Source organism: Streptomyces racemochromogenes (genome assembly GCF_039535215.1).
GTDB classification, from domain to species: Bacteria; Actinomycetota; Actinomycetes; order Streptomycetales; family Streptomycetaceae; genus Streptomyces; species Streptomyces racemochromogenes.
This window is the reverse complement of sequence record NZ_BAAAWT010000001.1, coordinates 5,998,068-6,010,020: the sequence shown is the minus strand read 5'-3', so window position 1 is coordinate 6,010,020 and position 11,953 is coordinate 5,998,068. Positions and strand designations below refer to the sequence as shown.

Annotated in this window: 14 protein-coding genes; 7 read left to right on the top strand and 7 right to left on the bottom strand. The window is 73.7% G+C overall.

Annotated features, from left to right (window positions below; translation table 11 throughout):
* Positions 1-18: 18 nt before the first annotated feature.
* The 3 genes from ABD973_RS27685 to ABD973_RS27675 form a co-directional block, all read right to left on the bottom strand.
* Complete coding sequence (locus ABD973_RS27685) at positions 19-861, bottom strand: patatin-like phospholipase family protein (protein WP_125820413.1); 843 nt, start codon at positions 859-861, stop codon at positions 19-21.
* A gap of 88 nt (positions 862-949) precedes the next feature.
* Complete coding sequence (tuf, locus tag ABD973_RS27680; RefSeq protein WP_125595050.1) at positions 950-2,131, bottom strand: elongation factor Tu; 1,182 nt, start codon at positions 2,129-2,131, stop codon at positions 950-952.
* Between the two features lie 89 nt (positions 2,132-2,220).
* Positions 2,221-2,361, bottom strand: a complete 141-nt coding sequence (locus tag ABD973_RS27675) for a hypothetical protein (protein ID WP_164720848.1) — start codon at positions 2,359-2,361, stop codon at positions 2,221-2,223.
* Positions 2,362-2,633: 272 nt separating this feature from the next.
* Between ABD973_RS27675 and ABD973_RS27670 the strand changes: the two genes are divergently transcribed.
* The 5 genes from ABD973_RS27670 (at position 2,634) to lnt (ending at position 6,713) form a co-directional block, all read left to right on the top strand.
* Positions 2,634-3,350: a TVP38/TMEM64 family protein gene (locus tag ABD973_RS27670; RefSeq protein WP_125820414.1), complete on the top strand. Its 717-nt coding sequence runs from the start codon at positions 2,634-2,636 to the stop codon at positions 3,348-3,350.
* Between the two features lie 48 nt (positions 3,351-3,398).
* Positions 3,399-4,277 (top strand): undecaprenyl-diphosphate phosphatase, encoded by an 879-nt coding sequence (locus ABD973_RS27665; protein ID WP_125595048.1) that lies wholly within the window; start codon positions 3,399-3,401, stop codon positions 4,275-4,277.
* Between the two features lie 117 nt (positions 4,278-4,394).
* Complete coding sequence (locus tag ABD973_RS27660) at positions 4,395-4,571, top strand: hypothetical protein (protein WP_125595047.1); 177 nt, start codon at positions 4,395-4,397, stop codon at positions 4,569-4,571.
* A 70-nt stretch (positions 4,572-4,641) separates the two neighbouring features.
* Positions 4,642-5,103: a nuclear transport factor 2 family protein gene (locus tag ABD973_RS27655; protein WP_125820415.1), complete on the top strand. Its 462-nt coding sequence runs from the start codon at positions 4,642-4,644 to the stop codon at positions 5,101-5,103.
* 65 nt (positions 5,104-5,168) lie between these two features.
* Positions 5,169-6,713, top strand: a complete 1,545-nt coding sequence (gene lnt / locus ABD973_RS27650; RefSeq protein ID WP_345502654.1) for an apolipoprotein N-acyltransferase — start codon at positions 5,169-5,171, stop codon at positions 6,711-6,713.
* Here lnt and ABD973_RS27645 read toward each other — a convergent pair.
* Positions 6,652-7,563, bottom strand: a complete 912-nt coding sequence (locus ABD973_RS27645; protein ID WP_125595044.1) for a Gfo/Idh/MocA family protein — start codon at positions 7,561-7,563, stop codon at positions 6,652-6,654. The two genes, lnt and ABD973_RS27645, sit on opposite strands and share 62 nt — an antisense overlap.
* An 84-nt stretch (positions 7,564-7,647) precedes the next feature.
* On the opposite strand from ABD973_RS27645, the gene ABD973_RS27640 reads away from it, so the two are divergent.
* Positions 7,648-8,169: a DinB family protein gene (locus tag ABD973_RS27640; protein ID WP_125820417.1), complete on the top strand. Its 522-nt coding sequence runs from the start codon at positions 7,648-7,650 to the stop codon at positions 8,167-8,169.
* 108 nt (positions 8,170-8,277) lie between these two features.
* A complete protein-coding gene (locus ABD973_RS27635; RefSeq protein WP_241253639.1) occupies positions 8,278-8,826 on the top strand; it encodes a hypothetical protein in 549 nt (182 codons plus the stop codon).
* A 36-nt stretch (positions 8,827-8,862) separates the two neighbouring features.
* Here ABD973_RS27635 and ABD973_RS27630 read toward each other — a convergent pair whose 3' ends face one another.
* The 3 genes from ABD973_RS27630 to ABD973_RS27620 form a co-directional block, all read right to left on the bottom strand.
* Positions 8,863-9,432, bottom strand: a complete 570-nt coding sequence (locus tag ABD973_RS27630) for a hypothetical protein (RefSeq protein WP_345502649.1) — start codon at positions 9,430-9,432, stop codon at positions 8,863-8,865.
* Between the two features lie 50 nt (positions 9,433-9,482).
* A complete protein-coding gene (locus ABD973_RS27625) occupies positions 9,483-10,151 on the bottom strand; it encodes a uracil-DNA glycosylase (RefSeq protein ID WP_125595063.1) in 669 nt (222 codons plus the stop codon).
* Between the two features lie 97 nt (positions 10,152-10,248).
* Entirely contained in the window at positions 10,249-11,832 is a 1,584-nt protein-coding gene (locus tag ABD973_RS27620) for an ABC transporter substrate-binding protein (protein ID WP_125595040.1), read from the bottom strand.
* Positions 11,833-11,953: the final 121 nt, after the last annotated feature.

The window sequence follows — 11,953 nt, the reverse complement described above, 5'->3', positions numbered from 1 at the left end:
TCGCTCACCCCACCATTGTCAGGCCCCCCAGACGGCCGCCGCGTCGGCCGCGTGCCCGGCGGCCTGCGCGAGCCCGGCGCGGGCGGCGGGGTCCCGCCGCGCGGGGTCCAGGACGTTGCGCCCGAAGGCCTTGCGGGCTTCCGGGGAAGGGGTGATCAGCAGCACCCGGGCGCCGGCCGCCCGCAGCCGGGCCGCCTGGGAGGCGGGCGAGGGGACCAGGGCGGATCCGAGCGCGATCGGGGCGAGGATCACCACGCGCGCGTAGCCGGCGGCGAGGTCGGCGTTGGTCGCCGAGCGGACCCCGCCGTCGATGAACCGGCGTCCGCCGACCGTCACCGGGGGCCACACGCCCGGTACGGCGCAGCTCGCGGCGACGGCGTCGACGAGCCCGGCGCCGCTCTCCCGGTCGAAGTCGGCGGGGGCCCCGCTGAGCGCGTCGACGGCGGTGACGACGAGCCGGCGCTCGGGCCAGTCGGGCGACACGAGCCGGGCCGCCAGCACCTCGCGCCGCGCCGCCTCCGCCCCGGTCTGCGCGGCCAGGGCGAAGGCGCCGACGCGGCGGCGGTACGCGGCGGCGTCCCGGGAGCGCACCATCGCCAGGGCGTAGCGGGCGAAGACCCCGGCGCCGAGGCGGGCCGGGCGCTCCCCGGACGCGTCGCCGAGCTGGCGCTCGTACAGTTCGCGGGCGGTGAGGCCCGCGGTGAGCTGGGCGCCGACCACGGAGCCGGCCGAGGTCCCGACGACCAGGTCGGCGGTGGTCAGGTCGACGCCCGCGCGGGCGAGCCCGTACAGGATCCCGGATTCCCAGCCGACGCCGGTCAGTCCTCCGCCGCCGAGCACCAGTGCCGTTCCGCCGCCCATGTCGGCCCCCTCTTCCCTCGCGTCCGCGCCCGCCGGTGGGCGGTGACGGCAGTCTGGCAAAGCCTGACCGCCGCCACCACGGCCGGGGCTACCCGAGGACCTCGGTCACCGTCCCCGCGCCGACCGTGCGGCCGCCCTCGCGGATGGCGAAGCCGAGCCCGGCCTCCAGGGGCACGTCCCGGCCCAGCTCGACGGTCATCTCGACCGTCTCCCCCGGCCGGGCGACGCCCGCCGCGCCCAGGTCCACGTCTCCGACCACGTCGGCGGTCCGGACGTAGAACTGCGGCCGGTAGCCGGTCGAGACGGGGGTCGTCCGGCCGCCCTCGCGGGCGGAGAGGACGTACACCCGCGCCGTGAAGCGCCGGCGGGGCGCCACGCTGCCGGGCGCCGCGACGACGTGCCCGCGGCGCACCCCGTCGCGGTGCACCCCGCGCAGCAGCAGCGCGACGTTGTCGCCCGCCTCGGCGGACTCCATCGGCTTGCCGAAGGTCTCCAGGCCGGTGACCACGGTCTCGACGGGCTCCCCGTCGCCCCCGAGGACGCTGATCCGGTCGCCGAGCCGCACGGTGCCGCGTTCCACGGCGCCGGTGACGACGGTGCCCCGGCCCGTGATGGTCAGGACGTTCTCGACCGGCAGCAGGAACGGCGCGTCGGTGTACCGCACCGGCATGGGCACGTACGTGTCCACCGCGTCGAGCAGCGCCTCGATCGCCCCGGTCCACTGCGGGTGGCCCTCCAGCGCGCCGAGCCCGGAGACCCGTACGACCGGCGCGGAGTCCCCGCCGTAGCCGTGCGCGGAGAGCAGGTCGCGGACCTCCAGCTCGACCAGGTCGGTCAGCTCGGGGTCGCCCGCGTCGGCCTTGTTGAGGGCGACGACGATGTGGTCCACGCCCACCTGGCGGGCCAGCAGGACGTGCTCGGCGGTCTGGGGCATGACCCCGTCGAGGGCGGAGACGACGAGGATCGCCCCGTCGAGCTGGGCCGCGCCGGTGACCATGTTCTTGATGTAGTCGGCGTGGCCGGGCATGTCGACGTGGGCGTAGTGCCGGGTGTCGGTCTCGTACTCGACGTGCGTGAGGTTGATGGTGATGCCGCGGCGGGCCTCCTCGGGGGCCCGGTCGATGCGGTCGAACGGCACGAAGGAGGCGCCGCCGCGCTCGGCGAGGACCTTGGTGATGGCGGCGGTGAGGGTGGTCTTGCCGTGGTCGACGTGGCCCATGGTGCCGATGTTGAGGTGCGGCTTGGTGCGGGTGAAGGCCGTCTTGGCCATGATCTCTTCCCGTGGCTCGAAGCTGGATCGGGACCCCTGGATCCTGCCGACCCTCCCCCTGCGGGGTCCGCCGGACGATCCGGGAAGGGTCAGCTTCGTGCGCCGTCGAACGCGGCGAGTGCCGCTGCGGCGAAGGCCTCTGCGAGGGCGACGGCCGAGGAGGCCGGGACGGCAGCCTTCGGCGCGTCCGCGACTGCGGACGGCGCTGCGGGGAAGGCGTACCGGGACATGCCGCTGATCCTGCCGGAGGGCGCGGCCGACGTCGAACGATTTACCGCGGCGGCCGCGCCCCGGGCAGGCGGCGGGCGCGGGCCTGGCCCTGTCTCCGGGGGCCGCCCCGCCGAGGTCCGGGGACCGCCCCGTCGAGGTCCGGGGACCGCCCCGTCGACGGCCGGATGGACGCCCGGAGCGGGCCGCGGCGAGGCCCGGAGCAGGCCTCGGTGCCGTCCGGATGAGGCCTGGATTACGGCGGGGCGCCATATGTGTCGGTTAGTCTCCCCGGATGTCCCTCCTCCTCGCGCCCATGGCGCGGCTGGCGCTGCTCGTCGTGCTGCTGGTCGCGGCCGGGGCCTGCGTCCTGCTCTACGAGCCCCAGCGGCTGCTGTCGCAGGGCTGGCCGCCGGGACTGCCGGTGGGCACGGGAGTGCTCCTGTTCGCGGGTGCGTACGGCGTGTGCACGGCCGCGTTCGTGCCGCGGCCGCTGCTCAACCTCGCCGCGGGGGCGGTGTTCGGATCCCAGTTCGGGCTGATCGCGGCCGTCGGCGGCACCGTGGTCGGAGCGGGTCTCGCCTTCGGGCTGGGCCGGATCATGGGGCAGGAGGCGTTGCGTCCGTATCTGCGCGGGCGCTGGCTGGAGGCGGCCGACGGCCAGCTCAGCCGGCACGGCTTCCGCTCGGTGCTGGCGGTGCGGATCTTCCCCGGGGTGCCCTTCGCCGCGGCCAACTACCTCGCCGCCGTCTCCCGCTGCGGCTGGCTCCCCTTCCTCCTCGCGACGGCACTCGGTACGGTGCCCAACACCGCCGCCTACGTGATCGCCGGAGCCAGCGCCTCCTCCCCCGGATCGCCCGCGTTCCTGGTCTCGTTCGGCTTCATCGCGCTCTCCGGGACGGCCGCGGCGGCGGTCGCCTGGCGCAAGCGCCACCGCCTCGCACCCGCCGCCGGCGCCGGGCCCGCCCCCGGGCACCCCCCAGTGGTCACGGCCGCTCCCCACGGGCCCTAGCATCGGACCCGAACTGCCCGACGATCACAAGGACGAGCGCACCCCGACATGAGCTGGTTCGAATCCCTAATCCTCGGTCTCGTCCAAGGGCTTACGGAGTTCCTCCCGATCTCCTCCAGCGCCCACCTGCGGCTGACCGCGGCTTTCGCGGGCTGGCACGATCCGGGTGCGGCCTTCACGGCCATCACCCAGATCGGCACCGAGGCCGCCGTGCTGATCTACTTCCGCAAGGACATCGGCCGGATCATCTCCACCTGGTTCCGCTCCCTGTACACCAAGTCGCTGCGCTCCGAGCAGGACGCCAAGATGGGCTGGCTGGTCATCGTCGGCTCGATCCCGATCGGCGTCCTCGGCGTGGCGTTCAAGGACCAGATCACCGGCCCCGCGCGTGACCTGCGGCTGACCGCGACCACCCTGATCGTGATGGGCCTCGTGCTCGGCTTCGCCGACTGGCTGGCCTCGCGCGACGAGGAGGGCGGCCGGCACCGCGTGGTCAAGCAGCGCAAGACGCTGCGGGAACTGGGCGTCAAGGACGGCCTGGTCTTCGGCCTGTGCCAGGCGATGGCGCTGGTCCCGGGCGTCTCCCGGTCCGGTGCGACGATCTCCGGCGGTCTGCTGCTGGGCTTCACCCGCGAGGCGGCGGCGCGCTACTCCTTCCTCCTGGCCATCCCGGCGGTGCTGGCCTCGGGCGCGTTCGAGATCAAGGACGTGGTCGAGAACCCCGGACACATCTACTGGGGGCCGACGGTCTTCGCCACGGTGCTCGCCTTCTTCGTCGGCTACGCGGTCATCGCGTGGTTCATGAAGTTCATCTCCACCAAGAGCTTCATGCCGTTCGTGATCTACCGGATCCTGCTCGGCATCGCGCTGTTCGTGCTCATCGGCATGGACGTGCTCAGCCCGCACGCGGGCGAGTCGGGCTCCTGACCCGGCCGGCCGGACCATGGCCGGAACTCGACGCGGGGGCCGCCCGGGAACGTTCCCGGGCGGCCCCCGCGTCGTTGTCCCCGCAGAGGCCTGGAACCGAACAACAGGGGGTGTCCCATGGGCCGCGTGGTACTGGAGCGTTTCCCGGCGGGGAGTCCGCGGGGGAGCTGGCCCGCGGAGGAGTACGCGGCGCAGCGCACGCGCGAGGGCGTGCCGGCGGAGGTGGTCATGGACCTGGCCACCGACGCGTTCCTGGTCGTGATCCGGCAACGGGAGGCGCATTCCGGTCACTGAGCGGGGGCCGGCGCGAAGCAGTGACCGCACGCCCCTTGGCCTCGCCGCCCCGCAGCCCCAGACTGACCCGATGACGCAGCGTGTGGACCTGGCGACGGTGCTGGACCGCCTCGCCATCGACGAGGTGGTCTCGGGGTACGCGGCGGCCGTCGACGACGGGGACTGGGCCGCCTACCGCGCCCTGTTCACGCCGTCCGGACGGGCCGACTACAGCTCGGCGGGCGGGGTCGAGGGCCCCGCTGCGGAGGTCGCCGACTGGCTCGCGGAGACCATGCGGCTGTTCCCGGTGCGCCAGCACCTGATCGTCAACCGGGTGGTCCGGCTGGAGGACCGGGACGGCTGGCCCGGGGACTCGGCGGAGGTCCGGGCGGACTTCCTGAACCCGATGCGGCTGGCCGGCCCCGACGACACGGGCACGGCCCCCAACTTCGTCGCCGCCGGCCGCTACTCCTTCGCCCTCGCCCGCACCCCGGACGGCTGGCGGCTGACGGGGGTCACGGTCCACGAGAAGTGGCGCCACATGTCGGCCTGACCCGGTCCCGGGCCCCGGGCCGCGCCCGGCCGGGGGCGGCCCCACACTGGAAGCGGAGGCGCGTCATGCTGCTCGCGAAGCGGACCCTGCGGTGGCGTGCGGCGGCCGCGGTCGCCGCCGGGGCGCTGCCCTGCCTGGCCTTCCCCGCGCCGGGGCTGTGGTGGTCCGCGTACGTCGTCCTCGTGCCCTGGATGCTGCTGCTGCGTTCCGCCCCCAGCGGGCGGCGCGCCGCGCTGGAGGGCTGGCTCGGCGGGGCCGGGTTCATCATGGCGGTGCACCACTGGCTGCTGCCGAGCCTGCACGTGTTCCTGGTCCCCCTCGCCGTGCTGCTGGGGCTGCTCTGGATCCCGTGGGCGCTGCTGGTGCGGGAGTTGCTCGGCGGTGTGCCGGGCCCGCGCCGGGCGGCGGCCGGGCTGGTCCTCGTACCGGCGGGCTGGCTGCTGTCGGAGCTGGCCCGGTCCTGGCAGGGGCTGGGCGGGCCGTGGGGGCTGCTCGGGGCCAGTCAGTGGCAGATGCCGCCGGCGCTGCGGCTGGCCTCGGTGGGCGGGGTGTGGCTGGTGAGCCTGCTGGTGGTGGCGGTGAACTGTGCGGTGGTGCTGCTGGTGGCGGTGCCGCGGGCGCGGGTCCCGGCGGTGGCGTCGGTGGCGGGGTGCGCGGTGCTGACCGGGGTGGTGTGGCTCTGGCTGCCGCGGCCCGAGGTGTCGGGCGTGCTGCGGGTGGCCGTCGTACAGCCCGGCCCGGTGGGCGGGGCGGACGGGGCGGAGCGGCGGTTCGACGTCGAGGAGCGCCTCACGCGGGGCCTGGCCGGGACGCACCCCGACCTGGTGGTGTGGGGCGAGAGCAGCGTCGGCGCGGACCTGGCGGCGCGGCCCGACCTGTCGCGGCGGCTGGCGGCCCTGTCGGCGGAGCTCGGCGCCCCGCTGCTGGTCAACGTGGACGCCCGGCGCTCGGACCGGCCCGGGATCTACAAGAGTTCGGTGCTGGTCGCGCCGGAGGGGCCCACCGGCGACCGGTACGACAAGATGCGGCTGGTCCCCTTCGGCGAGTACGTGCCGGCCCGCGCGGTGCTGGGCTGGGCCACCTCGGTCGGCAGGGCGGCGGGCGAGGACCGGATGCGCGGCGCGGCCCCGGTCCTGATGGACCTGCCCGGCGGGGTGCGGCTGGGCCCGCTGGTGTGCTTCGAGTCGGCCTTCCCCGACATGAGCCGGCACCTGGTCCGCGAGGGGGCCGGGGTGCTGGTCGCGCAGTCGGCGACCTCGACCTTCCAGGACAGCTGGGCACCGGCTCAGCACGCCTCCCTGGCGGCCCTGCGCGCCGCCGAGACGGGCCGCCCGGTGGTGCACGCCACCCTGACCGGTGTGAGCGCGGTGTACGGGCCCTCGGGCGGCCGGGCCGGGCCCGCCCTGCCCACCACGGCGAGCACGGCGTCCGTGTACGAGGTGCCGCTCGCCCGGGGCACGACCCCCTTCGTCCGCTTCGGGAACTGGCCCGCCGGCGCCGCCCTGGCCGCGCTGGGGCTGTACTGCGCGGCCGGCGGGGTGCGGGCGGTCAGGCCCGGGAGGCCTGCTCCAGAGCCGTCAGCACCACCCGCTCGCACAGTTCGTGGGTGAGCAGGGCGTCCCGGGCGCTGAGCACCGTGCCGCTCTCCACGGCCTCCAGGAAGGTGTCCACGGCCTGCTCGATGCCGCGCTGGCGGGCGACGGAGACCCAGTCCCCCCGCCGGCGCACGGTGGGCTGGCCCCGGTGGTCGACGACCTCGGCGAGGTTGGACACCTGGCGCTTGGAGTCCTGGCCGGACACCTCCAGGACCTCCTCGGCGGATCCGGACCGCCGGTTCATGATCCCCAGGGCGGTGAAGCCCTCGCCGGACATCTGGAGCACCACCTGGGACATCAGCCCGTCGCGCACCACGGCCCGTACGTCGACGTGGTCGGCCTCGCCGGGCAGCAGGAAGCGCAGGGTGTCGACGACGTGGATGAAGTCGTCCAGGACCAGGGTGCGGGGGTCCTCGGGCAGACCGACCCGGTTCTTCTGCATGACGATCAGGTCGCGCGGGTGGTCGGCGCACAGGGTGTAGCCGGGCGCGTGGCGGCGGTTGAAGCCGACGAAGAGTCCGACGCCGAGCTCCTCGGCGCGTTCCACCAGGCGCCGCGAGTCGGCCAGCTCGTAGGCCAGCGGCTTGTCCACGTAGGTCGCCACGCCCGCCTCCAGCAGCCGCTCGACGATCACCGGGTGGGTGTCCGTCGGGGCGTGCACGAAGGCGGCGTCGAGGCCTTGGGCGAGCAGGGAGTCCAGCGTGGTGTGGCGGCGCTCGCGCGGTACGCGGTGGGCGTCGCCGATCCGTTCGAGGGTGGCCGGGGTACGGGTCTGCAGGTGCAGCTCGATCCCGGGACGGGTGCCGAGGACGGGCAGGTACGCCTTCTGCGCGATGTCGCCGAGTCCGATGACGCCGACCTTCACCGGGAGCCTCCTGGTATGTGCCGTATGGGACAGCGGCAGCTTAATCCCTGGTGGGAGGGGGCGCGTTCGTCCAGGATGTGGACCATGACCTCCAACGGATCACACCGCCCCGAACCCTCCACCACCGCCGGCGAGCGGGAGATGCTGGACGGCTGGCTCGACTACCACCGTTCCACCCTCGCCTGGAAGTGCGAGGGACTCTCCGAGGAGCAGCTGCGCCTCACTCCGCTCACCCCCTCCACGCTGAGCCTGATGGGCCTGGTGCGGCACATGGCGGAGGTGGAGCGGTACTGGTTCCGGGAGATCGGCCTGGGCGCGGACCTTCCCGACCTGTACAGCACCCGGGAAAACCGGGACGGAGACTTCCACTTCACCGACGCGGACACCTGGGCCGACGCCGAGAAGGTCTGGCGGACCGAGGTCGAACTGGCCAAGCAGGCGGCCGCGGACCGCTCCCTGGACGACCTGTCGGACGCCGGGAGCCACCACCGCGGGGAGGTCTTCAGCCTGCGCTGGATCTACACCCACATGATCGAGGAGTACGCCCGGCACAACGGGCACGCGGACCTGCTGCGCGAGCACGTCGACGGCGCCACCGGCGAGTAGCCGGGCCCGGGCCGGTGTCCGCCGGACACCCCCTCCCCGTCACCCGTGCGGGGTGAATATCGGCCCAGGGTTTTCACAACGGGGTGCTCGCACAGCAGAGTTGCGCGGGTGCACCCAACCCGAACCTCGACGAAGCTGCTCCTCGGCGCCGCCTGTACCGTCTCGGCCGTCTCCGGCTGCGTGAACGTCAACCCCGTCCAGCCGGTCCCGGCGGCGGCCCCCGTCGGCGGGCAACCGCCCCGGCACGAGCCGCGCGGCGGGCCGGGGGCGCTGCCCGTGGCCGTCCAGGCGCCCGCCCTGGAGGCCCTGAAGGCGGTGCCCCGGGAGGGCGTGCGCCCGTCGGCCCCGACGGCGGCGGGCCGGGGCGCCGCGCGCGCGGTGCCCGGGCCGCGCACCGGGGACGGGGAGGCCGCGGGGCCCGCCGCCGGGGTGCCCGACATCCCGGTGCCGGCGGAGCCGGGCGGTCACGGCGAGGGGGTCCCGCGGGGGCGTGCGCACGGCGCGGGGCAGCACGCGGGGCTGCCGCCCGGCCTGGCGCGGGAGCTGCCGGCCCGGCCGGCGGACGTGTGCGCGCTGGGCCGGCGGCACGGTGACTGGGACCCGGACGGCCCGGAGGCCCGCATCTGCGCGGGCGTCGAGGGCGCCGGGGCCGACTGAAGACCGGCAGGGGCCCCTACGAACCCTGGACGCGGCCTACGCCTGCTCGGGGAACGGTCTGGGCCCCGGGCCCGCCTCCGCCGCCAGCCGGCGCTCCAGGCGGGCGATGGCGGCCCGCACCCCGTTGCCGTACCCGTCGTCGGACAGCGCCCCGGTGGCCGCCCGGGCCCGCGCGAGGTGGACCCGGGCCTCGTCGGGCCGGCGCAGCTTGGCGTAGTCGGCGGCGAGGCTGAGGTGCAGCGACGGGTAGAACACCCGCACGGCCGGATGCGGCTCGGCCGGCCCGGGCGGGGCCTCCCCGAGCCGTTCGCCGAGGCAGTCGGCGGCGGTCAGCGCCCGCAGGTCCCAGGCCAGCTCGTCGGCGGGGTCGTCCTGGGCGTCGGCCAGGTAGTGCGCGAGGGTGCAGCGGTGGAGGGAGTCGCCGTCCGCGCCGATCTCGGTCCAGATCTCGCCGAGCCGGTTGCGGGCCTCCTCGCGGTCCCCGGCGTGCAGCAGGATGACGGCCTGGCCGATCCTGGTCATGACGGCGTCCTCCGACGCCTCCTGCTGCTGCTCCCTCAACGGGGCCTCCGGCTCGCTCCGCCGGACCCGCTCCGGTCCGGTCATCACGAAGCTAGCCGCAGGCACCGGCTCTGGCGCCGAGGCGCGGGGTGGTGTCAGCCCAGGTCCGGGATCCGCCAGTCGATCGGCTCATGGCCCTGGGCCGCGACGGCCTCGTTGATCTGCGTGAAGGGGCGGGATCCGAAGAACTTCTTCGCCGACAGCGGCGAGGGGTGGGCGCCCTTGACGATCACGTGGCGCTCCTCGTCGATGAGCGGGATCTTCTTCTGCGCGTAGGCGCCCCAGAGCACGAAGACGACCGGGTCGGGGCGCTCGGACACGGCGCGGATCACCGCGTCGGTGAACTTCTCCCAGCCCTTGCCCTTGTGCGAGTTGGGCTCGGCCTCGCGGACGGTGAGGACGGCGTTGAGCAGCAGGACTCCCTGCTCGGCCCACGGCATCAGGTACCCGTTGTCCGGGACCGGCAGGCCGAGCTCCTCCTTCATCTCCTTGTAGATGTTGCGCAGCGAGGGCGGGGTCTTGACCCCGGGCTGCACGGAGAAGCACAGGCCGTGTCCCTGGCCGGCGCCGTGGTAGGGGTCCTGGCCGAGGACCAGGACCTTCACCTTGTCGAACGGCGTGGCCTCCAGGGCCGCGAAGACCTGCTCGCGGGGCGGGTAGACCGGCCCGTTCGCCCGCTCCTTCTCGACGAACTCGGTGAGTTCCCTGAAGTAGGGCTGGTCCAGCTCCCCGCCGAGAACGGGGAGCCAGGACTCGGGCAGCATCTGGGTCACGTCGACAACCTCCGGTACAAGTTCGTGCAACTGATCCGAACCTACCGGGGACCACTGACAACGCCGCCACCCGGGCACCGCCCCGGGGTCACCAGCTGGTCTTGCGGCGCAGCTCCCACATCTGCATGGCGGTCTGCGGGTCCAGGGCCCGCTCGGCGCCGGCGATGTCCTCGCGCGCGCCGACGTACAGCTTGCCCTGCCACAGCGGCAGCAGCCGGACGTCCTGGGCGAAGATCTGCTGGGCCTCCTCGAACTCCCGGACACCGGCGGACCGGTCGCCCTCGCGGCGGGACTTGGGCAGGAGCTCGTTCTGGATCTTCGCCGGCTCGTACGGGGTACCGACCGCGTTCTCCTTGCCGACGAACGGGGCGATGAAGTTGTCGGGGTCCGGGAAGTCGGGGAACCAGCCTCGGCCGAAGACCGGGTACTGGCCGTTCTGGTAGCCCTCCTGGAAGGTCTTCCACGGCTGGCCGCGCAGGTTGATCTTGAAGAGTTCGCTCTCCTCGAGCTGCCGCTTGATCTCGGTGAACTCGTCGGCGGTGGAGGCGCCGTACCGGTCGGTGGTGTACCAGAAGGTCAGCTCGACCTTCTGGGTGATCCCGGCGGCCGTGAGGATCTTCTTGGCCTTGGCGACGTCGGGGTTGCCGTAGATGTCGTAGAAGGGCGTCTTGTGGCCCACGACGCCCTTGGGGACCATCGAGTACAGCGGCTCGGCGGTGCCCTGGTAGACCTTGGAGACGATCGCGCCGCGGTCGATGACCTGGGCGATGGCCTGGCGCACGGCCGGCTTGTTGACCTGCGGGTCGTTCGGGTTGAAGACCAGGTAGCGGATCTCGGCGCCGACGTTCTCCACGACTTGGACGCCCTGGGCGTGCGAGGCGGGGGTCTGGAGGTCCTTGATCTCCGCGGCGGAGAGGCCGCGGTAGGTGGCGTCGATCTCCTTGCCCTTGAGGGCCGCGATCATCTTCTTCGAGTCGGCGAAGTAGCGGATCGTCACGCCGTCGTTCTGGCGGTTGGCGAAGCCGGTGTAGCTCTCGTTGCGGCCGAGGACCGCCTCGCCGCCCTCCGTGTACGAGGTGAGGACGTAGGGGCCGGAGCCGATGACCTTGTTGTCCTGGCGCACCTTGTTGGCCGGGTACTCCTTCGGCGCGACCAGGGAGGCGGCCGGGGAGCCCAGGACGTAGGGGAAGGTCGCGTCGGGGGTCTTCAGGTGGAAGACGACCGTGAGCGCGTCCGGCGCCTCGATCTTGTCCAGGCTGTTGAAGAGGCCGGCCGGACCGGACTTGTGGTTGATCGTCCTGATCCGGTCGAGGGAGTGCTTGACCGCCTTGGCGTCCAGCACCTCGCCGTCGGAGAACTTCAGGCCCTTGCGCAGGACGCAGCGGTAGGCGGTGTTCGCCGCGTCGGTGAACTCGCAGGTCTGGGCCGCGTCCGGCTGCGGCTTGGTGCTGCCCGTGGGGAAGGCCAGCAGGGTCTGGTAGACGTTGCGGTACAGCTCCCAGGAGCCGTCCCAGGCCGCGGCCGGGTCGAGGGTGCTGGGCGCGCTCATGGTGCCGACGGTGATGCGCTTCGCGGCGGCGTCATCGTCGTCCGCGAACAGGCCGCATCCTGCCAGCAGGGATATGGACGCAACGGCCGCAGCGATCTGCAGGCATCTGGTCCGGTTGAACACGTGCACGCTCCTCGATCAGCCAGGGGTGCGGCAGACCCTACCGCAGTGCCTCACAAATCCAATGGGTAGGTTTCGTGAGGCACTTGACCGATTTAGGACCGATTCGATACGCATTTGCCTC